Origin of the sequence: Youhaiella tibetensis (assembly GCF_008000755.1) — a bacterium.
Taxonomy (GTDB): domain Bacteria; phylum Pseudomonadota; class Alphaproteobacteria; order Rhizobiales; family Devosiaceae; genus Paradevosia; species Paradevosia tibetensis.
The window spans coordinates 3,801,371-3,826,073 of sequence record NZ_CP041690.1 but is presented as its reverse complement, the minus strand read 5'-3'; the positions used below and the strand labels follow the sequence as shown (position 1 = coordinate 3,826,073).

The following is a 24,703-nucleotide window of genomic DNA, read 5'->3' as shown; positions in this document are numbered from 1 at the left end:
GCGGCGCGCATCGTCCTGAGGGTTTGAGGGGGCTGGCCAGTTGGGTTGGGTTAGAGCAATGGGGGCGAGCGCCCTGGCGGGGCTGGTCTTCGCGATCGCGGCGCTGGCGGCAGCCAATGTGCTGCATTTCGAGGTCAGCTGGGATCTGGGCAACAAGGATGGGCTGGTCACCTGGGCCACGCTTTTCCTCGGCGTATTCCTGACCGGGTGGCTGCTCTGGTGGGCCATCATGGTGCGGCCCGGCCCGCGTTCGCTCTGGCGGGGCGCGGCCACCGGCATCATCATCGCGGTGGTCAGCTACCCGGTGGTCTTCACCCTCACCGAGCTCCTGCAGCGCGACGCGGCGACGGTCGGCACGCTTTCCGAACGTGTGCGCGGCATCATCCTCGTCACCGGGCTCACGCTCATGATCACCGGCTTTGCCATGACGCTCATCATGGCGGTGGTCGGGGCGGTCATCGCCTATGCGGTCAACCGTTCGCGCCCGCAGGCCGAGGCGGCGCCGTGGATGCCGGTGGTGGGCAAGGGCGCGCAACTGGCCGGCGTCGTGGCGGCGATCATCCTCGCATTACTGGTCGGCTCGTTCGTCACGCTCTCGGTCATCCCGACCAATGCCAGGAGCCTCGTGCCTGACGGCAAGCCCGGCAATCCGGCCGCCAGTTACGAGGAGGCCATGGCCGCGTTCGAAGCGATCCGCAAGGACGAGGCGGGGCTGGGTCTTCACGAGCGCTGCCCGTCCCAGTTGCTCACCCATGGCCACAAGGTCGCGCGGGTCGTCATCTATTTCCACGGCCTCACCTCCTGCCCGGCGCAGGGGGAAGAGCTGGCGCAGGCGCTCTTCGCGCAGGGCTACAATGTCTACCTGCCGCGCATGAAGGGCCACGGGCTCGCCGATCCGGACACCCTGGCGCTCATGGACCTCACCGCCGAGGACCTGGTGGATCTGGCCAACCAGTCGGTCGACCTGGCGCAGGGGTTGGGGGACGAGGTCGCGGTGGTGGGCCTGTCGGCCGGCGGCACCATCGTCACCTGGATCGCCCAGTATCGTCCCGATGTCGCCAATGCCATCGCCGTCTCGCCGTTCCTCGGCCCCTACGTCATTCCGCCCTGGGCGACCAATGCCGCCAATACGCTGGCGTTGATGCTGCCCGACATCATGCTCTGGTGGAATCCGACCGAAACGGTGGGCGAGGATGCGCAGACCTATGCCTTCCCCACGCCCTCCGTGCACACGCTGGCCCAGGTGATGCGGCTGGGGCGCGTGGTGGAGGAGGGGGCCCGGCAGGGGCCGCCGGCGGTCAAGCAGATCGGCATGCTCCTCAACTCGGCCGATATCGCCGTCTCCAATGCCCTCGCCCAGCAACTCATCGCCTCCTGGCGCTCCCATGGGCAGGAGGTCACGGTCAAGACGCTGGCGCTTTCGCGGCTCCTGCCGCACGACCTCATCAATCCGGGCGAGCCGCAGGCCGATACCAAGCTGGTCTATGCGACCATTCTCGAGCTGCTCGGTTCGCCCCCGGCCGGGAACGCGGACTGAGCGGGGACGTTTTCCAGCCGAAAGGAGAACGCGCCATGATCCGCAAGCTCAAGGACGGGCATTACCGTCTCTATTCGCGCAAGGTCGATCCCAAGACCGGCAAGCGCCGGAACCTGGGAACCTTCGACAGCCGCGCGGCGGCCGAGAAGCACGAGCGGGAAGTCCAGTACTTCAAGCACCACTAGTTGAGCGCGGTGTGGGCGGAGAGCACCTTCTCGATCCGCTCGACGGCCCAGTCCACCTGGTCGGCGGTGATCACCAGCGGCGGGGCGAAGCGGATGGTCGCGCCGTGCGTATCCTTGGCCAGCAGCCCCTCGGCCTGCAATGCCTCGCAATAGGGCCGCGCCCCGCCCGCATCGGGGGCCAGTTCCACCGCGATCATCAGGCCGCGTCCGCGCACCTCGGTGATGATATTGGAGCGCATGGCGCGTAACCCGGCCTGGAAGCGCTCGCCCATGGCGGCGGCATTTTCGATCATGCCTTCCTCGACCAGCACCTTGAGCGCTTCGCGCGCCACCGCGCAGGCCAGCGGATTGCCGCCGAAGGTCGAGCCGTGCTGGCCGGGCTTGAGCACGCCCAGGACGTCGTTGTTGGAAAGCACGGCCGAGACCGGGTAGAAGCCGCCCGAAAGCGCCTTGCCGATCAGGGTCACGTCGGCCTCGATGCCCTCGTGTTCCTCGGCGAGGAATTTTCCCGTGCGCCCGAGCCCGGTCTGGATCTCATCGAGGATGAGGGTGACCCCGTGGCGCGTGCACAGCTCGCGCACGCGGCGGAAATAGCCCGGGGGCGGTACGATCACTCCCGCCTCGCCCTGGATGGGTTCGACCAGGAAGGCGACGGTGTTGGGGGTGATGGCGCGCTCGAGCGCCCCGGCGTCGCCGAAGTCGATGATGCGGAAACCCGGGGCGAAGGGGCCGAAGCCGTTGCGGGCGTCGGGGTCCGTGGAAAAGCCGACGATCCCGAGCGTGCGCCCGTGGAAATTGTTGGCGGCCACGATGATCTCGGCCTGGCCCTCGGGCACGCCCTTGACCTCGTAGCCCCATTTGCGCACCGCCTTGATGGCGGTTTCGACCGCTTCGGCGCCCGAGTTCATCGGCAGCACCTTGTGGGCGCCGGTGAGTTCGGCCAGTTCCTCGTAGAAGAGCCCCAACTGGTCGTTGCGGAAGGCACGTGAGGTGAGGGTGAGCTTGTGGGCCTGCTCGACCATGGCCTTCAGGATCCTGGGGTGGCAGTGGCCCTGGTTGACGGCCGAGTAGGCCGAGAGGCAATCGAGGTAGCGGTTGCCCTCGACATCCCAGACATAGACCCCCTCGCCGCGCGTCAGCACGACGTCGAGCGGCTTGTAGTTGCGGGCCCCGAACTTGTGCTCGATGGCGATGAATTCAGCACTTGTGAGCGTCATGGCGCTCCTCCCTGGGTCAGGTTGTCTGGCGGGTGCGCCGGTCGAGCACGGTGCGGCCGAAAAGGCTGGCGGCAAGCTCGGCGAGCAGCCGGGCGCTCTTGCCGCGTTCGTCGAGAAACGGGTTGAGCTCGACGATGTCGAGCGAGCCGACGAGGCCGGAATCGTGGAGCATCTCCATGATCAGATGAGCCTCCCGATAGGTGGCGCCGCCCGGCACCGTGGTGCCGACGGCCGGGGCCAGCGCGGGGTCGAGGAAGTCGACATCGAGGCTCACATGCAGGTGCGTCCGCTCCGGATCGAGCCCGGCCAGAAGGGTGCGGAGCAGGTTGGAGACGCCGTTCTCGTCGATGGCGCGCATGTCGATGCAGTCGATGCCGTGATCGTCGAGGCGCGTGCGCTCCTCGATATCGATCGAGCGCAGCCCGAAGATATGGATGGCCCGCGTCGGCACCGGCACCAGTTCGCCCGGTGCGAGCAGCGCGGCGAGGCTCGGCTCGCCGTTGAGGAAGGCCAGCGACATGCCGTGCATGTTGCCCGAGGGCGTCGTCGCCGGGGTGTTGAAATCGGCATGGGCATCGAGCCAGAGCACGACGAGGTCGCGCTCGGCGCGGGCGCAGTGACGCGAGACGGCGCTCACCGTGCCCATCGAAAGGGCGTGGTCGCCGCCCATGAAAATAGGGATGCCACCCTGGCCGAGGACTTCGAGGCTGCGGTCGTGGATGACTCGCGTCCACGCCTTGATCTCACCGGCATTGCGGCAGCCGGCGATCCGGGTGCCCTCGGCAGGCAGGGGCGGGGCGACGTCGCCGAAGTCGCGCACGCGGTGGCCGAGCCCGTCCAGCATGGCGGCGATGCCCGCCGTCCGCAGTGCCGCTGGTCCCATCAGAGTCCCGGCCACGCTGTTGCCCGCTTCGAGCGGAATGCCGAGCAGTGAGATGTCCATGGGCGCGGTGCCTCCTCGTTGACGGCGAAGAGGATCGCGCCGGCGCGTGTCAACAAACAGCCGGAAAAGTGCTACAGATCGTCAGAAGGTCTCTCGAAACGGCAGGGAAAGATGGCAGTTCGTCAGCCGGAAACGGGACTCGATGACATCGATCGGCGACTCATCGAGTTGCTGCGCGCCAATGGACGCCTGCCCGCCGCCAAGTTGGCGGCAAGCCTGGGGGTGTCGCGCGGCACGGTGCAGAACCGGATCGACCGCTTGGTCCAGAATGGCGTCATCGGCGGCTTCACCATCTGGCTGCGCTCGGACATCGAGACCGACGCGGTCCGGGCGCTCATCGCGCTCGAAGTGCGATCGAGCGATATTAGGCCGGTGGTGTCCCAGCTCAAGCGCATGCCCGAGGTGGTGCGCACCTTTTCGACCAATGGGCGCTGGGACCTCGTGGCCGAAATCCAGACGCGGGATCTGGCGGGCCTTGATGCCGCCATCACCCATATCCGCCAGGTTCCCGGTGTCTCGCACTCGGAAACCAGCATCTGCCTGACAGAGCTCTAGCCGGCCCTCAGTGGGGCAGATGCGCGTCCGCTTCGCCCATGGCCCAGTAGCCGGCGGCCTTTACCAGTTCGGAGGGCATCCCGCGTTCCTCGATCAGATGGTGCTTGGCATCGCGTCCGATACGGGCCTCGCCGGCCACGAAGGCGAAGCCGCGGCCCTCGGGCAGGGTCAGCTTGCGCAGGGCCTCGATCACGAGGCTGGTGGTCCCTGGCGCGACGCCGTTGCGGTGGAGCCACTGCACCTCCAAGTCTGCGGCGCTGGTCAGTGCCTGCTCTTCGGCGGGGGTCGCCACCTCGATCACCACCAGCGCCTTGACGCCCCTGGGCAGTTCCTCGAGGCGGCGGCCGATGGCGGGCAGGGCGGTTTCGTCCCCGGCCAGCAGGTACCAGTCGAAAGCATCGGGCACGACCATCGAGCCGCGCGGTCCGGCGATCACCGCCGGGTCGCCGACCTTGACGTTGCTCGCCCAGCTCGAGGCGGGGCCGTCCCCATGGAGCACGAAGTCGACCTCGAGCGTTTTGGCCTGGGGGTCGTAGCGTCGGGGCGTATAGTCGCGCATCGGCGGACGCGCGCCCTCGAATACCAGGCCCTCCGGGCCTATCGTGGGTGGCATCAGGGTCTCGCCCATGGGCGGGAAGAACATCTTGATATGGTCGTCGAAGCCCAGGCTCGTGAAGCCTTCGAGCTGGTCGCCGCTCAGGGTCACGCGCCGCATCAGCGGGGTGACGTCGGTTACGGCGGAAACGGTCAGCAGGCGCGCGCGGGTGTCGTGGCGAACGCGGGTCGGGAGTGAATTCTTGATATCCATGCTCATGTTTATGCAGCGCCGCGGCGCCCCGTGCAAGAGGTCACCTGGAGGTGACCGGGATATTGTTCTTTGAACGCGCAACAATTGGTTTTCGATAGGATGCATTATCAGAGACAATAGAGGAGCCTATCTTCCTCGCCAACGAAAGGAGACGAACCATGCTCAACCAGATCAAGGGACTGCATCACGTCACGTCGATGGCTGATGACGCCCGCCAGAACAATGCCTTCTTCACCAGCAAGCTCGGCCTGCGCCGGGTCAAGAAGACGGTGAACTTCGACGAGCCAAGCGTCTATCACCTCTATTACGGCGATGAGGTCGGCACGCCCGGCACGGTCATGACCTATTTCCCGTTCCCCCACATCATTCGCGGCCGTCAGGGCACCGGCGAAGTGGGAACCACGGTGTTCTCGGTGCCCGAGGGGTCCTTGCCCTATTGGCGCGAACGCTTCACCGCGTTCGGCGTGGGCGGGGTCAGCGAGGACGAGAGCTTCGGCCAGAAGCGCCTGACCTTTACCGGGCCGGATGGCGACAGCTTTGCCCTCGTCGAGGACAAGGCAGACAAGCGCCCGGCCTGGACCGAAGGCGGGGTGGGCAATGACGAGGCCATCCGCGGCTTCCATTCGGCATCGCTGCGCCTGCAGGACGGCGGGGCCACCGAGGAACTGCTCAAGTTCATGGGCTACGAGGAAGCCGATACCAGCAACGGCATCAAGCGTTTCGCCATTCCGGGCGGCAACGGGGCGGACTTCATCGATATCGAGACGCTCCCCGATGCGCAGCGCGCCACGCTCGGGGCCGGCTCGGTGCACCACATCGCCTTCGCGGTCGAGGACCGCGCCCGGCAGCTGGAGGTGCGCAAGGCGCTGCTCGATACCGGCTACCAGGTGACCCCGGTCATCGATCGCGATTACTTCTGGGCCATCTATTTCCGCACCCCGGGCGGGGTATTGTTCGAGATCGCCACGAACGAGCCGGGCTTCGACCGGGACGAGGACACGGCGCATCTGGGGCAGGCCCTCAAGCTTCCCCATCAGCACGAGCACCTGCGCTCGGCGCTGGAGAACCACCTGCAGCCCCTGGAGGCATAGATGAGCGAATACACCTATCGCCAGCGAGACGGAGCCGAGGCGCAAGCCCCGGCTCTCTTCCTCTTCCACGGCACCGGCGGGGACGAGAACCAGTTCTTCGAGCTGGGCCAGCATATGCTGCCCGGCGCCCGGCTGGTGGCGCCGCGCGGCGATGTCTCGGAAGGCGGCGCGGCGCGCTTTTTCCGCCGCACCGGTGAAGGGGTCTACGACATGGCGGACCTGGCGCGCGCCGTCCAGAAGATGGCGGGGTTCGTCGAGGACCGGCTTGCCGAGCGCGTGCCCTCCAAAGTCGTGGGCCTGGGCTATTCGAACGGCGCCAATATCCTGGCGTCACTCGCCTTCGAGCGCCCCGAGCTTTTCGACAGCCTCATCCTCATGCATCCGCTGATCCCGTTCGCGCCCAATGACGCGCCGGGCCTGGCGGGGCGCAGCGTGCTGATCACGGCCGGAAAGCGCGACCCCATCTGCCCGGCCCCCGAGACGCAACGCCTTGCCGATTATTTCAGCCGGCAGGGGGCCGAAGTGACCCTGCACTGGCACGAGGGTGGCCACGAGTTGCGCCAGGACGAACTGGCAGCCATCCAGCTTTTCCTCAATTCCTGAAGGCTTTCGGCAAAAATGCTCCCGCGCTTCCGCTCCCGCAGTCACGAACAGACGGTGGTTTTCGGCGAGGATCATCTGACGGTCCTGGCCGGACTGGAGAAGCGCGGGCGCGACTTCATCGTCTCGACCCCCGGCCACGCGCCGGCGGCCGAGGCGATCGCGCAGGCCTTGGGGCAGGCGGACGTCTGGTCCGGCGCCCGCATGCACACGCCGGTCGCCGTGACCGAGGCGGCGCTCGATGCGCTGTCCGCGTCAGGGGCCGGACGCATCATCGCCATCGGCGGCGGCTCGGCCATCGGGCTGGGCAAGGCGCTGGCGCTGCGCACCGGCCTGCCGCAGGTCGCCATTCCCACCACCTATGCCGGCTCGGAAATGACCCCCGTCCTCGGCCAGACCGAAGCTGGCCGCAAGACGACGGTGCGCGACGAGCGCGTGCGGCCCGGTACGGTTATCTACGATGTCGCGCTCACGCTCGGCCTGCCGCCGGCCATTTCGGCGGCCAGCGGGCTCAATGGGCTGGCCCATGCGCTCGAGGCGCTCTATGCGCCCGATCGCACACCCCTCACCGATCTCGCGGCCCGCCAGGCCATCGCACTCATGAGCGCCGCGCTCCCGGTGGTGGTGGCAAGCCCGGGAGATGGCCCCGCCCGCGCCGAGGCGCTCCAAGGCGCCTGGCTTGCCGGCTTCGTTCTCGGCCAGACCACGATGGGTCTCCATCACAAGCTCGCCCATGTGCTGGGCGGCATGTTGGACCTGCCCCACGCCCAGACCCACGCGGTGCTGCTGCCGCACGTGGCCGGCTTCAACGCCGAATTTCTCGCGCCTCTCCTTGGCCCCGCCCCCGGCGCAAGCCTTGCCGAACTGGCGCGTTCGGTGGACGCGCCGCGTTCGCTGCGCGAGCTGGGGATGAAGGAGGCCGATATCGAGGCGGTGGTCGATGAGGTCGCCGGCGCGTCCTTCGCCAATCCGCGTCCGGTCGAGCCGACGGCGCTCCGGGCGTTGCTCGAGGCCGCCTGGTCCGGTTAGCGTCTCCCCCTGCGTTCGGCTATTGTCCTGGTTCCGTTATGCTTCTACCAACGTCGCACCCAGGTGTCCCGCGTCGGTCAAGAGAGGAACCCGCCATGCCGCTTCGCCTATTGCTCGCCTTCATGCTCGCCATGTTCATGGCGCCCGTCGCCGCCCAGGCGGCGAGCTTCGATTGTGCCAAGGCGTCGAGCCCGTTCGAAAAGGCCATCTGCTCGGATCCCGCGCTCTCGGCCCAGGACGAGGTGCTCTCGGTGGCCTACAAGACCGCGACCGGCGGGCTGTCCAAGGCTGCCAGCGACGTGATGCTCAAGGGCCAGCGCGACTGGCTGCGCTTCCTCGACAAGGTCTGCGCCGACGACATGCTGCCGGGCCAGGAAAAGCTCGAAGACGAGCGGGTGTCGTGCCTGTCGAGCCAGTACATGACGCGCATCCGCGCGCTCGAAGGCAGCCGCATGCTGGGCGGGCTGCGCATCTACCAGAGCGATACCTACTGGGCCGCGCCCGATCCGGAAGGGGAATCCTATTACCGGGTCGCCACCGCCACCACCACGGCGCCGCTCATCGACGGCACGGGCAAGGAGGCCAAGGCCTTCAACGCCATGATCGCGGACGAGACGGCCGATGCGGTCAAGGGGATGGGCGAGGAGGACGCCTCGCGGACCTCGAGCGACACCGATCTCTCGCTGGCGGTCACGAACGTCAACGACGCGCGGATCGACGTGGAAGTCACCAGCTACTGGTTCGGCCACGGCGCCGCCCACGGCAATTACGGCATCACCTATCTCCACTTCCTGCGCGAGGAAGGCCGGAAGCTGGTGGCCGACGATCTCTTCGCGGGCAAGAGCTGGAACCAGAACCTGGCCGACCTTACTCTCAAGCGCCTCAAGGAAGACCGTGGCGAACTGCTCTGGGATATCGATGCGGCCTGGCTCAAGGAAGCGGTCGCCGATCCGGCGCGCTGGAAGTTCGACGATGGCGGGCTGGTCATCCAGTTCCAGCCCTACGAGGTCGGATCCTACGCCGAAGGCGCGATCACCGCGCTCATTCCCTGGATGCAGCTCCAGGACGATCTTTCCGAAGCGGGGACCTCGCTCACCTACAACTGAGCCAGGTCAGCCGCGCGCCTCGAGCAGGTCCGCCCATTCCGGATGCCGCCGGAACTGGGCGACCGCATAGGAGCAGTGGGGGATGATCTTGGTCCCCTCCTGGCGCGCATCGGCAATCGCCTGCTTGACCAGCTCCTCGGCGATGCCCTGGCCGCGATATTGCGGGGGCACGCCGGTGTGGTCGATGGACATGACGCCCGGCTTGACCCAGCGATAGGTCATTTCTCCCTCAAAGCCCGGGGCCAGGCGCACCACATAGCGGCCCATGGCGGGCCCATTCTCGCGTTCGACGCGATAGGCGAATTCGGTCATCGGGTTCCCTTCCGGCTCTCTAGATATGGGTTATATCGTCCAGGAGCTCGGGGAACAGCGCCTTTTCGGCAAGGAAGGGATGCAGCGCCAGCGCCGCCGAGATATCGCGCAGCGCCAGGCCCCTCTGGTTGAGTGCCAGGTGGATGAGGGCGCGGCCCGAGAGCGCCCCGAAATGGCGCGGCTCGAATTCGAGCACCTTGTCGATATCGGCCAGGGCGTGGGGGAAGTCGTGGAGCAGGTAGAACACCGTCGCCCGCTGGTTCCAGCCTTCCGCATAGGTGGGAAAATCGTGGACGACGCCGTTGAGGATGCCCAGGGCGATGGGCAGGTTCATGCGCCGGCGTGCGATGAGTACCTGGTCCATGCGCTTAGCCAGGTCCGGGTCCTCGGGGGTCAGCCAGATGACCCAGATGCGGTTTTCCAGGTTCTTGGCGGTGGGCGCGTCGGGGGCCTGGCGCAACTGGGCGAAGAGCCCGTCCAGCTCGGACGTGTCCACCGGCTGGGCCCTTGCGGGAATCGCGGCAGCGAAAACCAGCCACAGGCCCAGAAGGGCCAGGACCGGCCAGACGCTGACGGCGGAGCGTGCGCGCATGCGGGCAGTGTCCGCCCGCCGCGCGCCCGCGACAAGTCCCTAATTCGGCTAGTGCGAGGCGTCCGTCTTCTGCCAGCGCAGTTGCAGCGAGCGGCCGAAGCCGCCCAGCCAGGGCGCGAAGAACAGCAGGATCTTGCGGTGGAAATGCACCAGCAGGTAGAGCACCGTCAGCACCACCGCGCCCACGATGATGACCAGTTCGAGCGAAAGCCCGATCGACTTGAGCCAGGCGGTGAGCAGCATGCCGGGCAGGATATGGGCGGCCGCCCAGGCGAAGGCCGAGGTGACGTTGATGATAGTGAACCAGCGATAGGTCATGCCCATCATGCCGGCGATGCCCGGCACCACGGCCTTGACCCCCGGAATGAAGCGGCCGATGAACACCGACTTGCCGCCATGTCGGGCGAAGAACACTTCGCCGCGCGCCAGCAGCGGCAGGTAATTCTTGAACGGCCAGATGGTCTTGATGCGGTCCTTGAGCAGGTGCCCGACCGTATAGGACACCGCGTCCCCGATCACGGCGCCGAGGACGGCGGCGAGGTAGATCGGCCAGAAGGGCAGCTTGCCGGTGGCGATGATGCCGCCCACCAGCAGCAGCACGGGCGTGGAGGGCACGAAGAGCCCGAGAATGAAGACGGCTTCCCCGATCGAGACCAGGAAGATGAACAGTATCGACAGCCAGAAGTTGTTCGAGACGCTGTTCAGGAAGGCTTCCAGATACGCCGAGATCTGGTGCAGGAAATCAATCATGCGTCCGGTCTATCCCCTTGTTGCAACAGCCATCTTGCCGTTGCCGGCCGGACCCGGCGGCAGCTCCGCCCCCCTGGTGTCCCACCGTTTCTTGTCATTTGCCCCGAAGCATCAATAGGCTGAAAACGCTGTGAGGCAAAGCAATCAGTTACAAGCAGATATAGGGGGGCGGCGATGAGGGGAAGCTGGCCGGCGTTGACAAATGTTTGAGGGGATAGCGACACTCCCCGTCACGGTGCCGTAACGGAGATAGTCCTTGTCCCTGCCCATTCATCATATGATCGCCTCGGGCCCACGTCCGGTCGCCCCGTTCTCCCACGCGGTCGAGGCCGATGGTTGGGTGTTCGTCACCGGCCAGATGCCGACCGACCCGGCAGCGCCCGATGCACCGCTGCCCGAAGGTATCGAGGCGCAGACGCGCCGGGTGATGGACAACCTCAAGCTGGTGCTGGCGGGGATCGGTCTGGGGCTCGAGAACGTCACTTTCGTGCGCATCTATCTCACCGCCTTCGAGCGCGACTATGCGGCGATGAATGCGACCTACCAGGGCTATTTCGAGCCGGGCAAGCTGCCGGGCCGCACCACGGTCGGGGTCACGGCCCTGGCGGTCGGCGCGCTGGTCGAGATCGATCTCATCGCGCGCCGGCCCTGAGCGGGGCGGGCGTCAGGCGCCGCGCGTATCCCTCTTGGCCTGGGCGACCTTGGTGGCCTGGGAGACACGACCCTTCTGGCTGGCGGAGCCGACCTTGCGGGTCTTGGCGTTGTCCTTGGCCTTCATCCCGGCGCTGGCGGTGGCGCCGCCGGCCGGGCGCTTGGTGCCGCCGTCTTCGGCGGCCTGCCTGAGGGCCAGGGCGCGCCGTGAATTGGCCACCAGTTCCTCGTGGCGGGCGCGGGCCGTGCGCCTCGAGCGTTCCTTGTTGGTGCGGGCCACGGCCTCGGCATAGATCGCGGCGTGGCGGCGCTGGTTGGCTTCGAACTTTTCGACCGGGGTATTGCTGCGGCCCTTGGTGGCGCGGCGGTGGCCCGAGACCAGCTTGTTGGAGCGGTCGCGACGCTCGCGCAGACGGATCGAGAGCTGGCGCAGTTCGTCCGAAGTCAGTTCGGAGAGCCCGGGCTGCCGGGCCTGTTCGACGAGATCGGCATCGTCCTTGGAAAGCACATGCCGCAGGTCTGTTCGTGTCACCGCCATTCATATTCCCCTGGAAATGGGACGGAACGCAATTTCCGCCGTAAGGAGAATGCTAAAGCAGCCAGTAGGTTGCAGCGGCCCCCACAACCAGCAGCCACGGCGGGACGCGCCCGAGGGTGAGGGCACCGAAGGCGGCCAGCGCCAGCGCGAAGTCGAGCGGGCCAGTTACCGCGCTGGTGAAGACGGGGTCATAGAGTGCCGCCAGCAGCAGGCCCACCACCGCGGCATTGGCGGTTTCGAGCGCGGCGCGCATGCGTGGCAGGGTGCGCAGGCGGTGCCAAAAGGGCAGGGCGCCCAATACCAGCAGGAAGGACGGCAGGTAGATGCCGGCCAGTGCCAGGGCCGCGCCCGCCAGCCCGTTGGGCGGGTTGTCGAGCAGCGCGCCGGCATAGGCGGCAAAGCTGAAGAGGGGGCCCGGTACTGCCTGGGCGGCGCCGTAACCGGCGAGGAAGAGGCTGGAATCGATGAGGCCGGGATCGACCAGTTCTCCCTGGAGCAGGGGCAGCACCACATGGCCGCCCCCGAAGACCAGCGAGCCGGTGCGGTAGAAGCGGTCCAAGATATCGAGTGCGGCGTTTCCGGTGAGCCCGGCGAGCAGCGGCAGGCCGGCCAGCAGCGCAAAGAACAGCACGAGCAGCACCGCGCCCGTTCGCCGTCCGGTGCCCGTCTCCGGCTCCGGGGCGCCGTCGGCGGCCTTGCCTCCCAGCGCTCCCCAGGCGATGGCGCCGGCCAGCACCGCGACCTGGGTCAGGCTGGTCGGAACGAGCAGCGTTACGATGGCGGCAAGCAGGGCGATGGTCTGGCGCTGGGCATCGGGCGCGAGCGAGCGCCCCATGCTCCAGACGGCCTGTGCCACCACGGCCAGGGCGGCGACCTTGAGCCCATGGAGCACGCCCGCGTCTGCGGCCCAGGGAAAGGCCGAAAGGCCATAGGCGAAGGCCAGCAGCAGGATGACCGAGGGCATAGTGAAGGCGAGCCAGGCCGCCAGGGCTCCGGCATAGCCGGCGCGCATCTGGCCGATGGCGATGCCCACCTGGCTCGAGGCGGGGCCGGGCAGGAACTGGCAGAGCGCCACGAGGTCGGCATAGGCGGCCTCGGTCAGCCATTTGCGGCGGACGACGAAGGCCTGGCGAAAATAGCCCAGGTGAGCCACCGGGCCGCCGAAGCTCGTCAGGCCAAGGGCGAGGAAGGCGAGGAAGACCTCGATGACGCGGGCGGTTGGGCTGGCGGGCACGGGACGGTGTCCATGGTTGGCGTGCCACGCAAATCGCATGGCCCTTTGTCATCTTCAACCGTCCGTGCGCGGCGGAACGTTGCCTCGTTCCGGGCCGTTGACCCGGAGAGACGCAAGCGGGGCAAGGAGGTTCATTATGAAAGCCTTGATTTCAGGAGCGGGGATAGCGGGATTGTCCTCGGCGCTGGCGCTGGAGCGCGCCGGTTGGCAGGTGGTGATGCTCGAGGCGGCGCCGCACCTGCGCGACGGCGGTTATATGGTCGACTTCTTCGGTCCGGGTTTCGAGGCCGCGCGTGAGCTGGGACTGATCGAGCGTCTGCGCGAGAAAAGCCATGCCGTGGAAGAAATCCTCTTCGTTGACGAGGAGGGGCGGCGCCATGCCGCCATCGACTACAGCCTGGCGCGCAAGGCTGCGGGCGGCCAGCTCTTTTCCCTCCTGCGCGGCGATATCGAGCGGGTGCTTCATGACGCGCTGCCCGAGTCGGTGGAAATCCGGTTCGGCACGCGGCTCAAGGCGGTCGAGATGGCAGAGGCCGGCGTCAACGCCATGCTTTCGGATGGCGGGCGAGAGGAGGCGGACCTCCTGGTCGGAGCCGACGGCATCCATTCGCAGGTGCGGGCCCAGGTCTTCGGGCCCGAGGAGCGCTATCTCAAGTTCCTCGGCTATCACACGGCGGCCTATTTCCTGCGCAGTGACACGGTCCGCCAGGCGATTGGCAGCGATTTCAAGCTGCTGACGGCGCCCGACAGGCTGGTCGGCCTTTATGAAGTCGGGGACGGATTGCTGGCGAGCTTTTTCGTCCATCGCGCGTCCGGGCCCACGCTGCCGCCCGATCCGCGCGCCGCCCTCATCGAGGCTTTCGGCGACCTGGGCTGGGTGGTTCCCGATGCCTTGCGGGCGGCGCCGGCGTCCGCGGACATCTATTACGACGTCGTCGCCCAGGTCGAAATGCCGACCTGGCACGATGGGCATTCGGTTCTGGTGGGCGACGCGGGCTACGCGGTTTCGCTGCTGGCCGGCCAGGGAGCCTCGATGGCGCTGGCGGGTGGGCGCCTGCTCGGCGAGGTGCTTGCAGAGGCAACCGACATTCCCGAGGCGCTGGCCCGGATGGAGGCGCAATTGCGGCCCGCCGTCCTTGAAAAGCAGAAGGCGGGACGGCGGACCGCCAACTGGTTCGTTCCGCCCGACCGCATGCACCTGATCGTGCGCGACGCCGCGCTCAACATCGTCAACTCGGCCGGCTTTTCGGCACTGCTCGGCCGGTTCTTTTCCTTCGGGTCGAAGGGGTTTTCGCCGACCCCTCACTGAGGCCGGCGAAACCTGGTTCAGCCGCTATAGGGGACGGTGAGCTGGGTCTGCTCGCCCAGGCCCTCGATGCCCAGGTGCATGGTCTGGTTCGGCTTGAGCCAGATGGGCTCGGGCTTGATGCCCATGCCGACGCCCGGCGGGGTGCCGGTGGTGATCACGTCGCCCGGCTGCAGGCTCATGAACTGGGAGATGTAGTGCACCAGGTACTGCACGCCGAAGATCATGGTCTTGGTCGAGCCGTCCTGGTAGCGGTGGCCGTCCACCTCCAGCCACATCTTGAGGTTCTGCGGATCGGCGACCTCGTCGCGCGTCACCAGCCAGGGGCCGATGGGGCCGAAGGTGTCGGCCGACTTGCCCTTGGTCCACTGGCCGCCGCGCTCGGTCTGGAAATTCCGCTCGGAGAGATCGTTGACCACGCAATAGCCGGCCACGTGGTCGAGGGCGTCCTTCTCATCGACATAGCGCGCTTCCTTGCCGATGATCACGCCCAGCTCGACTTCCCAGTCGGGCTTCAGGGTGTTCTTGGGCAGGATGACATTGTCGTTGGGGCCGCAGATGGCGCTGGTGGCCTTCATGAAGAGGATGGGCTCGGCCGGAATGGCAGCACCGGTCTCGGCGGCGTGGTCGGCATAGTTGAGACCCACGCAGATGAACTTGCCGACATTGCCCACGCAGGGGCCGATGCGGGTCGAGGCGTCGATCACGGGAAGCTTGGTGGCATCCACCGCGCGGATGCGGGCGAGGCCCTCGGGGGTCAGCACGTTGCCGGCAATGTCGGGAACCACGCTCGAAAGATCACGGATCGTCCCATCGGCTGCCAGGATGGCAGGCCGTTCGGCGCCCGTGGCGCCCACGCGAAGAAGCTTCATAGATCAATACCCTTTTTGCGGTTGAACGAGGCTTAAGCGGACCAGGGGATGGAGTCGAGGGCGACCTTGGTCGAAAGCGTTCGATATTTCCTCAAAATTTTATCGATTGGTCACTGCGCCGGCCCCGTCACCAGCGCCACTCCCTTGACCTGAGCAAATACCGGCTGGCCGACCCTGAGATCAAGCGCGGCGACCGAACGCTGCGTAATCCGGGCCAGCAGCGTCTGGTTCCCCAGGCCGAGCGTGACGGCCGCGTCCGGACCGCGCAGCGCCTCGATCGCGGTGATTTCGGCCTTGAGGATATTGAGGATCGTCGTCCTGGACGGCGGCTCGACGGCAAGGCTCACGTCGCGGGCCATGATCCGGACGCGCACCGCGTCTCCCGGCGCACCGGCTTCGCCGGCCACGAGAAGCCGCTGTCCGGCGATGTCGAGCGCGGCCAGGCCGTCGCTCTCCTGGCCGACGACCCGGGCGGTCAGCACGGCCGCCGCGTCCCGGTTCTGATGGAAGGGCAGGTCGGGGCGCGTCAGCAGTTCGTTGAGCGGGCCGGAGGCGGTGATCTTGCCGTTGGACATGAGCAGCATGTGCGAGGCGAGCCGTTCGACCTCCGCGATGTCGTGGCTCACCAGGATCATCGGCAGGCCGAGGGCGGTATGGAGCGCCTCGAAATAGGGAAGGATCTCCTCCTTGGCGCCGCGGTCCAGCGCCGACATCGGCTCGTCCAGGAGCAGCAGGCGCGGCTGGCTGAGCAGCGCGCGTCCGAGCGACACGCGCTGGCGCTCGCCGCCCGAAAGCCGTTCGGGGGCGCGGTCGAGCAGCTTCCAGATCTTGAGCAGTTCGACCACGGCATCGAAGGTTATGGCCCGCGCGCCCCGGGCGCGGTGGTTGCCGTAGAGCAGGTTGGCCCGCACCGAAAGGTGCGGGAAGAGGCTCGGCTCCTGGAACACATATCCGATGCCGCGCTTGTGGACGGGCACGAAGTGCAGGGCGTCCTGCCAGACGTGGCGGCCCAGGGCGCAGCGACCCTTTAGATGCTCGAGTCCGGCAATGGCGCGCAGCACCGTGGTCTTGCCCGACCCCGACGGGCCGAAAAGCGCCGTCACCCCATCGAGCGGCGCGTCGAAAGCCACGTCGAGCCGGAAGGCGCCCAGTTCTCCGGTGAAGGCGGCCGAAAGACTGGTCACGCCCGGACCCGCGCCACGCGCTTGTCGATGCTCAGGGTGATGAAGATCACCAGGAACGCGAAGATCACCATGCCCAGCGAGAGGATGTGCGCCTCCATCCATTGCAGGCGCTCGACATAATCGTAGATGGCGATGGAGAGCACCTTGGTCTGGCCGGGAATGTTGCCGCCGATCATCAGCACCACGCCGAACTCGCCGACCGTGTGGGCAAAGCCCAGCACGGCGCCCGAGAGGAAGCCGGGCCTCGCCAGGGGCAGTGCGACGGTCAGGAAGCGGTCGAGCGGGGAGGCGCGCAGTGTCGCCGCCACTTCCATGGGCCGGTTGCCCATGGCCTCGAAGGCATTGCGGATGGGCTGGACCACGAAGGGCATCGAATAGATCACCGACCCGATCACCAGGCCCCAGAACGAGAACGCCAGGGTTCGTCCGCCCCAGAGCCCGGCAATGGCGCCGCCCGGGCCGTAGGGGCCGAGCATGAGCAGCAGGTAGAAGCCGAGCACGGTCGGCGGCAGCACCAGCGGCAGGGAGACCACCGCGCCCACCGCCTCCTTCCAGCGCCATTGCGAGCGGGCCAGCCACCAGGCAATGGGCGTGCCGATCACCAGCAGGATCGCCGTGGTGATGCTCGCCAGGGAGAGCGTCAGCGCGATGGGGGGCCAGAGGTCGGAAAAAGCCAGCAAAGGGCGCTCCCTCAAGAACTGGGCAGGGGTTGGCAGGTTCTGGGGAACCGGCAAACACCCTGCCCTTTCGGACGCCGTCCACGCAAGTGGCGGCGCGCCTGCCGGAAGAGGTCAGATCAGGGGGAGACCTCGTAGCCGGATTTCTTGATGATGGCGATGGCCTCGTCGCTCTTCAGGTAATCGAGGAAGGCCCTGGCCGCCGGCTCGTTCTCGCCGGTCTTGAGCAGCACCGCATCCTGTCGGATGGGCTCATAGAGCTCGGCCGGCACGAGCCATTGGGTGCCCTTGTCCGCGCCGATCACCTGGCTGAGCGCCACGAAGCCGAGTTCGGCGCTGCCGCTTTCGACGAATTGCTGGGCCTGGGAGATGTTCTGGGCGGTGACGATCTTGGGCTGGAGAGCCTCGTAGAGATCGAGCGACCTGAGCGTCTCGACGGCGGCGGCGCCGTAGGGGGCGGTCTCGGGGTCGGCGATCGACAGTTTCTGGAAATTGCCGGCCTTGAGAACGTCCGCCCCCGCCGTCACGTCCGCCGCAACGCCGTAAAGCACGAGCTTGCCCACCGCATAGGTGAAGACGGTGCCGTCCACGCCATGGCCTTCGTCGACCGCCTTTTGCGGGCGCTGGTCATCGGCGGCGAGAAACACCTGGAAGGGGGCGCCCTGGGTGATCTGGGTATAGAGCTGGCCGGTGGCGCCAAAGCTCAGTTCGACATCATCGCCGGTCTTGGCCCTGAAGGCGGCGGCAATCTCTTCGGCGACCTTGGTGAAATTGGCGGCGACCGCAACGCTCACGGTGGTGGCGTGGGCCGGCAGCGCCACGCTCAGGCTGAGGACGATGGCGGCAAGCTTGAACGGGAAACGCATGAAAGACCCTCGATATGTTCATCAAAACATATCGAGGGTCTTTGCTCATGGCAACATGGGGTTAGGGGTGTTGTGCACCGCTGGCGGCGACGAAAACCGAATAGACGGCATTGGTCGAAGTGATGAAGAGCCGGTTCCGGCGCGGTCCACCGAAGGTGAGGTTGGAGACCGCGTTGGGCAGCTTGATGCGCCCGAGCGCCACCCCGTCGCTGTTGTAACAGTTCACCCCGGCGCCGGCGCTCGTCCACACATTGCCTTGCGTATCCAGACGCAGGCCGTCGGCGTTGCCGACGTCCACGAAGACGCGCCCGTTGGAGACGGCGTTGTCTGCGGAAACCGAGAACTGGCGGATATGAGCCGGGCAATCCGGGTTGTGGCTGCGGCCGGACTCGACGACGTAGAGCGTGGTTTCGTCCGGCGAGAAGGCCAGCCCATTGGGCTTTTCGAAGTCGTCGATGACCACTTCGAGCGAGCCATCGCGTGGGTCGAACCGGTAGACGTAGCAACCCGCCTGCTCCATGTCGGCCTTGTAGCCCTCGTAGTCGGACATGATCCCGTAATTGGGGTCGGTGAACCAGATCGTGCCGTCGGACTTGACCACCACGTCGTTGGGCGAGTTGAGCCGCTTGCCGCGATAAGTGTCGGCGATGGTGGTGATGGTGCCGTCAGCCTCGGTGCGCAATACCGCCCGGGCGCCGTGCGAACACGAGACCAGCCGGCCCTGGCGGTCCCTGGTGTTGCCGTTGACGTAGTTGGATGGCGTGCGGAAGACCGAAACGCCCAGGTCCGGCACCCAGCGCAGCATGCGGTTGTTGGGGATGTCGCTCCAGAGCAGGTAGCCGCCATCGCTGAACCAGACCGGCCCCTCGGTCCAGCGGCCGGTATCGAAGAGCAGTTCGAGGTCGGCGATCGGCACCGTCAACTCGTAGAACTTCTTTTCGTAGTATTCGTAAGCGTCGCCGACGATGGCCATTTAGATCCTCCCTGTTGGGGTGATCCAAACAGCAATTGGCGTTGCCGGGCAAGGTGGCTAGAGCTGGATGAGGCCGGCCTGGGTGGGGCGGAAACCGCAACCCTTGTAAAAGGCCGCCAGGTGCGGCTCGAAATCGACATGCAGCCATCGGGCGCCGCGCGCACGCGCCGCAACGCCGGCCAGCCGCACCATCTCGGTGGCGATGCCCTGCCGCCGGTAGCGCGGATCGACCGAGGGATCGAGCAGGAAGGCATGGACGCCGCCATCGGTGGCGACATTGAGATAACCCACCAGGCCCTCGCCATCATAGGCGCCCACATGAACCAGGCTGCGGGCCAGGATGGGCGCGAAGCTTGGCGGAGGCTCGGCCTCCCAGGCGGCGCGCCAGAGGGCACCGAGGCTGGCGTCGTCCGGATGCGGGTCCAGGCGATAGTGGATCGGCATTGGCGATGCTTTCCTGTTGGAGAGATTGTGCTGGAACGATAAAGCGTTCGGCAGGGCGGGAGCAATGTCCGGTCGAGCCCTTGACCTTCCCATCATGGGAAGCCTTACATCGGACAGGACGAATGAAGCCGGGCAGTGAGCCCGGCCGACGGAGCTGTCCATGAACGAGCAAAATACCCATCCCACCCCCGCTGCGCCCGCAATTACCCGCGACCCGGTCTGCGGCATGACGGTCGATATGGAAAAGACCGCCCACAAGGCGAGTTACGAGGGGCGCGAATTCGGGTTCTGCAGCGCCGGATGCAAGGCCAAGTTCGAAGCGGCGCCGCAGGATTACCTCAAGGCCACCGATCCGGTCTGCGGCATGAGCGTGGATCGCGCCAAAGCCAAATGGATGAGCAAGCACGAAGGCAAGCGCTATTACTTCTGCTCGCAGGGATGCCAGGCCAAATTCGAGACCGAGCCGGCGAAATACCTCGATGCCTCCCCGGTTTCGCTGCATGCCCCGCTGATGCCGGGGCAGCATGGCCACAGCCATGCCCATGCCCAGGAACACGCCCACGTGCCCAAGGGCACCAAGTGGACCTGCCCGATGCACCCCGAGATCGTGCGCGAGGAGGCCGGCGACTGCCCGCTCTGCGGCATGGCGCTCGAACCGATGGGCGTGCCGGTGGACGATGCGCCCAATCCCGAGCTGGTGGATTTCACCCGCCGCATGTGGGTGAGCGCCGCCTTCAGCGTGCCGCTGCTGCTGCTCTCGATGGGTCCGATGCTGGGGCTGCCGTTCCGCCAGTGGATCGGGGAGCCGCTGGCGAGCTGGGTCGAGCTCGTGCTGGCAACGCCGGTGGTGCTCTGGGCCGCGCAACCCTTCTTCCGGCGAGCCTGGTCGTCACTGGTCAACCGCTCGCCCAACATGTGGACGCTGATCGGGTTGGGTACGGGGGCTGCCTATCTCTTTTCGGTCGTCGCCGTGCTGCTGCCGGGCATCTTCCCGATGGAGGTGACCCATATGAACGGGGCTCCGCCCGTTTATTTCGAAGCGGCGGCGGTTATCATCACGCTGGTCTTCGTGGGGCAGGTGCTCGAGCTGCGCGCCCGCGAACAGACGGGCAAGGCGCTGCGCGCGCTCTTCGACCTCGCCCCCAAGACGGCGCGGCGCATCGAGAACGGGGTCGAAACCGACGTGCCGCTCGAAGCCATCCGGCAGGGCGACCTGCTGCGGGTGCGGCCGGGGGATGCCGTTCCCGTCGACGGCACGGTCGTAGAGGGCTCCTCCTATGTCGATGAATCGATGCTGACCGGCGAGCCGGTGCCCGCAGAGAAGTCGGCCGGCGTCGACGTCACGGGCGGCACGCTCAACGGGGAAGGCAGCTTCGTGATGAAGGCCGAGCGCGTCGGCGCCGAGACCCGGCTCTCCCAGATCGTCGAGCTGGTATCCAAGGCCCAGCGCAGCCGTGCCCCCATCCAGGCGCTGGCCGACAGGGTGGCCTCCTGGTTCGTGCCCACCGTGATCGCCGTTTCGGTGCTCAGCTTCGGCATCTGGTGGTTCTTCGGTCCCGAGCCCAAGATCGCCTATGCCCTCCTGGCGGCGGTTTCGGTGCTCATCATCGCGTGCCCCTGTGCCCTGGGCCTGGCCACGCCCATGTCGGTGATGGTCTCGACCGGTCGGGGCGCCCATGCGGGCGTGCTGGTTAAAGATGCCAAGGCGCTCGAGGGCTTTGCGCGCATCGATACCCTGATCGTGGACAAAACCGGCACCCTCACCGAAGGCAAGCCTACGCTCGGCGACGTCATCGCCGACAAGGGGTTCGATGAGGGCTGGGTGCTGGCCGTGGCCGCCGCGCTCGAGCGGGGCTCGGCTCATCCGATCGCCGCCGCGATCGAGCGGGGCGCCCAGCAGCGTGGCGCGCGTTCGCTGGAGGTTGCCGATTTCCATTCGGTCACCGGTAAGGGCGTCACCGGCACGGTCGCCGGCCAGGCGGCGGCGCTGGGGAACGTTGCGCTCATGGAAAGCCTCGGCATCGCGGTGCCGCAACGCTATCTCGACCTCATGAGCAGCGCTGCCAACAGCGCCCGGACCTCGATCCTTCTGGCCCAGGACGGCAAGCTCATCGGCCTCGTGACGGTTTCCGACCCGATCAAGACCACTGCCAGGGCCGCGGTCGGCGAGCTCCAGCGCCTCGGCATCGAGGTGATCATGGCGACCGGGGACGCCCGCGGCCCGGCCGACGCGGTCGGCAAGGCGGTGGGGATCGACCGGGTGGAAGCCGCCATGACGCCGGAGGCCAAGCACCGGCTGGTCGAGGACCTCAAGGCCAAGGGACGCAAGGTCGCCATGGCCGGGGACGGGGTCAACGACAGTCCGGCCCTTGCCGCGGCCGATGTCGGCATCGCCATGGGCACCGGGGCGGACGTCGCCATCGAATCGGCCGGCATCACCCTCATGCAGGGGGACCTCTCGGCGATCGTGCGGGCGCGTCATCTCTCGGAAGCCACGCTCTCCAACATCAAGCAGAACCTCTGGTTCGCCTTCGGCTACAATACGCTGGGTATTCCGCTGGCGGCAGGCGTGCTGTTCCCGTTCTTCGGCTGGCTGCTGTCGCCCATGGTGGCGGCGGCCGCCATGAGCCTTTCCTCGGTCAGCGTCATCGGCAACGCGCTGCGCCTGCGCAACGTCAAGCTCTAGGCTTGCGCGCACTAATCCGCTTCCGGGGCCGGTTTTGGCTGGCCCCGGCGGCTCAGGATTGTTAGGTGTCCCGCATCCGGGAGCTTACGGCCTGATGAAACGAAAACTCACCCCCCGCCAGAAAGTCGACTATTGGATGCGCCGCTACGTGCCGCGCTGGCGACGGCGGATCCTGTTCGTCATGGGTGGCATCGTCATCGGCGTCATGGCGGTGGTCATGGCCAAGCTGGCCGACTGGTCCCAGTCCCTGTTCTTTGCCGGCCATGCCCGCTGGCCGCTGCTGCCGCTGGTGCTGACGCCGGCGGGCTTCGCCTTTTCGGCCTGGTTGACCCGCACCTATTTCCAGGGCGCCCAGGGCAGCGGCATTCCCCAGGTGATGGCGGCGCGCAAGCTCCAGGATCCGGAGGCGCGCTCGGCGCTGGTCTCCATCCGCATCGCGCTGGGCAAGATCGTCCTGCTCACCCTCGGGCTGGGCGTCGGCGCCTCGGCAGGCCGCGAAGGGCCGACCGTGCAGGTGGGCGGCTCGACGATGTATGCGCTGGCGCGCTTCGCGCCCCATCGCCAGCCCGGCCTGTTGCTGGCCGGCGCATCGGCCGGCATCGCCGCCGCGTTCAACGCGCCCCTGGCCGGCATCATGTTCGGTATCGAGGAGATGAGCCGCTCGTTCGAGGCCAAGACTTCGATCCTGGTGCTCGCCACGGTCATCGCGGCGGGGCTGACCTCGCTGTTTCTCCTGGGCGACTACACCTATTTCGGCATTGCCACCGGCACGCTCGAGGTCGGCTGGCAGTACCTGGCGATCCTGCTTGCCGGCGTCGTAGGCGGCGTGCTGGGCGGCGTCTTCAGCCGCCTCGTCGTGCTGTTCTCGGGGCGCCTGCCCGGGCGGGCGGGCAACTGGCTCGTGCGCTGGCCCATAGCATTCGCCGCCATCTGCGGGCTCCTCGTGGCGCTCTGCGGCATCGCGGCGGACGGCTCGGTCTTCGGCACCGGGTACGAACAATCCAAGCAGATTCTTTCAGGCGAAGCGGTGCCGCATCTCTTTGCGCCGCTCAAGCTGGTGGCGACCTGGCTTTCGGCAATCTCGGGCATTCCGGGCGGCATCTTCTCGCCGTCCCTGGCGGTGGGGGCGGGGCTTGCCTACAACCTCTCCCCGCTCATGCCCATGGTGCCGGTGGGCGTGCTGGCGGTGCTGTTCATGGCGTCCTACCTCTCGGGCGTGGTGCAGGCGCCGCTGACCTCGGCGGTGATCGTGGCCGAGATGACCAATGACCACGCGCTGATCTTCCCGATCCTGCTCAGTTCCCTCATCGCCTCGGGCATGTCGCGGCTCATCATGCCGCACGGCATCTACCATGCCCTCTCGCAGAACTTCACCAAGCCGGCCCCCGTGCCGCCGGAGCCGGCGCCCGACCCGGAGCAGCCGCCGCCGGCAAAGGTCGAGGCCTAGGGGGCGGTCGGGATCGTGGCGGTGCACTGTTTGGCAATGTCCGCCACTGCCGCGTTCTGCTCGGGCGAGGACGTAGGTTGCTCGATGACGGCCCAGAGGTCATCGCGCACGATCCGCTCGACGGCGCAGCCGCAATAGGCCGTGCAGTGATCCTTGCCGTTCCCGTTCTGCTCGCAGGTCGCCACGCAACTTGAGACGAAGGAATCGACGCGCGTGGGCGCGTCCGCCGGGCGGGCATTGGCGATCGGGTAGATGATCCCAAGCAGGATGGGCTGGTGGACGAGGTAGATGACCAGGCTCCAGCGGCCCATGACGATCAGGGGTCGCAGAACCGCTGCCGGCCGCCAGGCCGCGAGTGTCGCCGCAAGGGGCGACGCCAGCACCAGCCGGGCGAGGGCGATGCCCACCAGCACCATGCCGAACCAGGGGAAGATGGGAACGAGGTCGTTGGTGGCAGGCGGCACTTCCCAGAAGCCGATCCAGGCCAGCCTCGGATCGTTGAAGGCCGGGTGCTGAAAGAACAGCGGCACAATGAGGAATCCCGCGCCGATCGCTGCGGTCAACCAGGGCGGCAGCCGCAGGAACGGCAATGCCAGGAGGCTGAAAAGCGCGATGGCATGGAGGATGCCGAAGAAGACGAAGGTCTGCGGAAAGAGAATGTAGGTCCCGATGGTCACCGCTGCCGCGCCGGCCGCAATCATGGTGAAGCGCCGCCAGAACGAACGCCACCGAATGGCATTGCCATGGGCGAGCGTGAGGCTCACGCCCACCAGCAGCAGGAAGCCGCCCAGGATCAGGTGCTGGAAGAGCCGCCAGCCGTCATCGACCGTGATGTCGATTGGAATGAGCTGGAAGTAGCTTAGGTCCCAGGCGCAGTGATATACGATCATCGCCACGATGGCGACGCCGCGCAGGACGTCGACAATGGCAAAACGGGGGGGCTTGGCGGGGGCGCCGGTCACAGACATTGTAGCATTCTCGTTGGGCGGCGCAGGGTGCCGAGGTGCGGGGAGTTAGCCATTGCCGGCCGTTACCGGCAAGGGCCGATTGACCGCCGGGACCTCAGCCTGTACCAGCGATGGTGCATTTGCATATGAAGG

26 protein-coding genes are annotated in these 24,703 nt (G+C 67.0%); 11 read left to right on the top strand and 15 right to left on the bottom strand.

Translation table 11 applies throughout. The features are described from left to right. Positions 1 to 58: 58 nt before the first annotated feature. Both FNA67_RS18730 and FNA67_RS18725 read left to right on the top strand, forming a co-directional pair. Positions 59 to 1,537 carry an alpha/beta hydrolase gene (locus tag FNA67_RS18730; protein WP_147657555.1) on the top strand — a complete coding sequence of 493 codons (1,479 nt, stop codon included), beginning with the start codon at positions 59 to 61 and terminating at the stop codon, positions 1,535 to 1,537. 35 nt (positions 1,538 to 1,572) lie between these two features. Continuing rightward, positions 1,573 to 1,722, top strand: coding sequence for a hypothetical protein (locus FNA67_RS18725; protein WP_145976800.1), 150 nt, complete (start codon positions 1,573 to 1,575; stop codon positions 1,720 to 1,722). On the opposite strand, the gene rocD is transcribed toward FNA67_RS18725, so the two are convergent. Next, positions 1,719 to 2,939 (bottom strand): ornithine--oxo-acid transaminase, encoded by a 1,221-nt coding sequence (rocD, locus tag FNA67_RS18720; RefSeq protein ID WP_147657553.1) that lies wholly within the window; start codon positions 2,937 to 2,939, stop codon positions 1,719 to 1,721. The two genes, FNA67_RS18725 and rocD, sit on opposite strands and share 4 nt — an antisense overlap. Before the next feature lie 16 nt (positions 2,940 to 2,955). Then, complete coding sequence (gene rocF, locus FNA67_RS18715; RefSeq protein WP_147657550.1) at positions 2,956 to 3,882, bottom strand: arginase; 927 nt, start codon at positions 3,880 to 3,882, stop codon at positions 2,956 to 2,958. A 111-nt stretch (positions 3,883 to 3,993) separates the two neighbouring features. On the opposite strand from rocF, the gene FNA67_RS18710 reads away from it, so the two are divergent. Next, entirely contained in the window at positions 3,994 to 4,437 is a 444-nt protein-coding gene (locus FNA67_RS18710; RefSeq protein WP_049706570.1) for an Lrp/AsnC family transcriptional regulator, read from the top strand. Positions 4,438 to 4,444: 7 nt separating this feature from the next. Here FNA67_RS18710 and FNA67_RS18705 read toward each other — a convergent pair whose 3' ends face one another. After that, the gene (locus FNA67_RS18705; RefSeq protein ID WP_147657548.1) at positions 4,445 to 5,245 is read right to left on the bottom strand and encodes a siderophore-interacting protein; all 801 of its coding nucleotides are present in this window, start codon (positions 5,243 to 5,245) and stop codon (positions 4,445 to 4,447) included. 158 nt (positions 5,246 to 5,403) lie between these two features. Here FNA67_RS18705 and FNA67_RS18700 point away from each other — a divergent pair, with 158 nt between their 5' ends. From FNA67_RS18700 to FNA67_RS18685, 4 genes are all read left to right on the top strand, one after another. After that, the gene (locus tag FNA67_RS18700; protein WP_147657546.1) at positions 5,404 to 6,336 is read left to right on the top strand and encodes a VOC family protein; all 933 of its coding nucleotides are present in this window, start codon (positions 5,404 to 5,406) and stop codon (positions 6,334 to 6,336) included. Next, a complete protein-coding gene (locus FNA67_RS18695; protein WP_147657544.1) occupies positions 6,337 to 6,939 on the top strand; it encodes an alpha/beta hydrolase in 603 nt (200 codons plus the stop codon). Between the two features lie 15 nt (positions 6,940 to 6,954). Further along, the gene (locus tag FNA67_RS18690; RefSeq protein ID WP_147657542.1) at positions 6,955 to 7,965 is read left to right on the top strand and encodes a maleylacetate reductase; all 1,011 of its coding nucleotides are present in this window, start codon (positions 6,955 to 6,957) and stop codon (positions 7,963 to 7,965) included. A 95-nt stretch (positions 7,966 to 8,060) separates the two neighbouring features. Continuing rightward, positions 8,061 to 9,071, top strand: coding sequence for a DUF3298 domain-containing protein (locus FNA67_RS18685; protein WP_174851688.1), 1,011 nt, complete (start codon positions 8,061 to 8,063; stop codon positions 9,069 to 9,071). A 6-nt stretch (positions 9,072 to 9,077) separates the two neighbouring features. On the opposite strand, the gene FNA67_RS18680 is transcribed toward FNA67_RS18685, so the two are convergent. The 3 genes from FNA67_RS18680 to FNA67_RS18670 are packed head-to-tail and all read right to left on the bottom strand — an operon-like array spanning position 9,078 to position 10,725. After that, a complete protein-coding gene (locus tag FNA67_RS18680; RefSeq protein ID WP_049706565.1) occupies positions 9,078 to 9,383 on the bottom strand; it encodes a GNAT family N-acetyltransferase in 306 nt (101 codons plus the stop codon). Between the two features lie 19 nt (positions 9,384 to 9,402). Beyond that, positions 9,403 to 9,975: a tetratricopeptide repeat protein gene (locus tag FNA67_RS18675; protein WP_147657538.1), complete on the bottom strand. Its 573-nt coding sequence runs from the start codon at positions 9,973 to 9,975 to the stop codon at positions 9,403 to 9,405. A 48-nt stretch (positions 9,976 to 10,023) separates the two neighbouring features. After that, on the bottom strand, positions 10,024 to 10,725 hold the full coding sequence (locus FNA67_RS18670) for a DedA family protein (protein WP_049706563.1): 702 nt from the start codon (positions 10,723 to 10,725) through the stop codon (positions 10,024 to 10,026). Positions 10,726 to 11,002: 277 nt separating this feature from the next. Here FNA67_RS18670 and FNA67_RS18665 point away from each other — a divergent pair, with 277 nt between their 5' ends. Further along, complete coding sequence (locus FNA67_RS18665; protein WP_147658245.1) at positions 11,003 to 11,377, top strand: RidA family protein; 375 nt, start codon at positions 11,003 to 11,005, stop codon at positions 11,375 to 11,377. A gap of 12 nt (positions 11,378 to 11,389) precedes the next feature. On the opposite strand, the gene FNA67_RS18660 is transcribed toward FNA67_RS18665, so the two are convergent. Beyond that, positions 11,390 to 11,914, bottom strand: coding sequence for a hypothetical protein (locus FNA67_RS18660; protein WP_147657536.1), 525 nt, complete (start codon positions 11,912 to 11,914; stop codon positions 11,390 to 11,392). A 52-nt stretch (positions 11,915 to 11,966) separates the two neighbouring features. Continuing rightward, positions 11,967 to 13,148 (bottom strand): chromate efflux transporter, encoded by a 1,182-nt coding sequence (gene chrA, locus FNA67_RS18655; RefSeq protein ID WP_210246398.1) that lies wholly within the window; start codon positions 13,146 to 13,148, stop codon positions 11,967 to 11,969. A 136-nt stretch (positions 13,149 to 13,284) separates the two neighbouring features. Between chrA and FNA67_RS18650 the strand changes: the two genes are divergently transcribed. Then, entirely contained in the window at positions 13,285 to 14,457 is a 1,173-nt protein-coding gene (locus FNA67_RS18650) for an FAD-dependent monooxygenase (RefSeq protein ID WP_170267366.1), read from the top strand. Between the two features lie 17 nt (positions 14,458 to 14,474). Here FNA67_RS18650 and FNA67_RS18645 read toward each other — a convergent pair whose 3' ends face one another. The 6 genes from FNA67_RS18645 to FNA67_RS18620 all read right to left on the bottom strand — a co-directional run bounded on the left by FNA67_RS18645 (position 14,475) and on the right by FNA67_RS18620 (position 19,470). Next, complete coding sequence (locus FNA67_RS18645) at positions 14,475 to 15,326, bottom strand: fumarylacetoacetate hydrolase family protein (RefSeq protein WP_049706559.1); 852 nt, start codon at positions 15,324 to 15,326, stop codon at positions 14,475 to 14,477. A 110-nt stretch (positions 15,327 to 15,436) separates the two neighbouring features. Beyond that, positions 15,437 to 16,510, bottom strand: coding sequence for a molybdenum ABC transporter ATP-binding protein (modC, locus tag FNA67_RS18640; RefSeq protein ID WP_147657530.1), 1,074 nt, complete (start codon positions 16,508 to 16,510; stop codon positions 15,437 to 15,439). Continuing rightward, positions 16,507 to 17,190 carry a molybdate ABC transporter permease subunit gene (modB, locus tag FNA67_RS18635; protein WP_147657529.1) on the bottom strand — a complete coding sequence of 228 codons (684 nt, stop codon included), beginning with the start codon at positions 17,188 to 17,190 and terminating at the stop codon, positions 16,507 to 16,509. Before modB ends, modC begins: the two co-directional genes overlap by 4 nt. 116 nt (positions 17,191 to 17,306) lie before the next feature. After that, positions 17,307 to 18,053, bottom strand: coding sequence for a molybdate ABC transporter substrate-binding protein (gene modA, locus FNA67_RS18630; RefSeq protein WP_147657527.1), 747 nt, complete (start codon positions 18,051 to 18,053; stop codon positions 17,307 to 17,309). A 61-nt stretch (positions 18,054 to 18,114) separates the two neighbouring features. Further along, on the bottom strand, positions 18,115 to 19,026 hold the full coding sequence (locus tag FNA67_RS18625; RefSeq protein WP_049706555.1) for an SMP-30/gluconolactonase/LRE family protein: 912 nt from the start codon (positions 19,024 to 19,026) through the stop codon (positions 18,115 to 18,117). Positions 19,027 to 19,083: 57 nt separating this feature from the next. Beyond that, positions 19,084 to 19,470, bottom strand: coding sequence for a GNAT family N-acetyltransferase (locus tag FNA67_RS18620; RefSeq protein WP_147657525.1), 387 nt, complete (start codon positions 19,468 to 19,470; stop codon positions 19,084 to 19,086). A gap of 160 nt (positions 19,471 to 19,630) precedes the next feature. On the opposite strand from FNA67_RS18620, the gene FNA67_RS18615 reads away from it, so the two are divergent. Beyond that, complete coding sequence (locus FNA67_RS18615) at positions 19,631 to 22,156, top strand: heavy metal translocating P-type ATPase (protein WP_147657523.1); 2,526 nt, start codon at positions 19,631 to 19,633, stop codon at positions 22,154 to 22,156. Positions 22,157 to 22,250: 94 nt separating this feature from the next. Beyond that, positions 22,251 to 23,603: a chloride channel protein gene (locus tag FNA67_RS18610; protein WP_082202242.1), complete on the top strand. Its 1,353-nt coding sequence runs from the start codon at positions 22,251 to 22,253 to the stop codon at positions 23,601 to 23,603. On the opposite strand, the gene FNA67_RS18605 is transcribed toward FNA67_RS18610, so the two are convergent. Beyond that, entirely contained in the window at positions 23,600 to 24,571 is a 972-nt protein-coding gene (locus FNA67_RS18605) for a DUF1624 domain-containing protein (protein WP_147657521.1), read from the bottom strand. The genes FNA67_RS18610 and FNA67_RS18605 overlap by 4 nt on opposite strands. Positions 24,572 to 24,703: the final 132 nt, after the last annotated feature.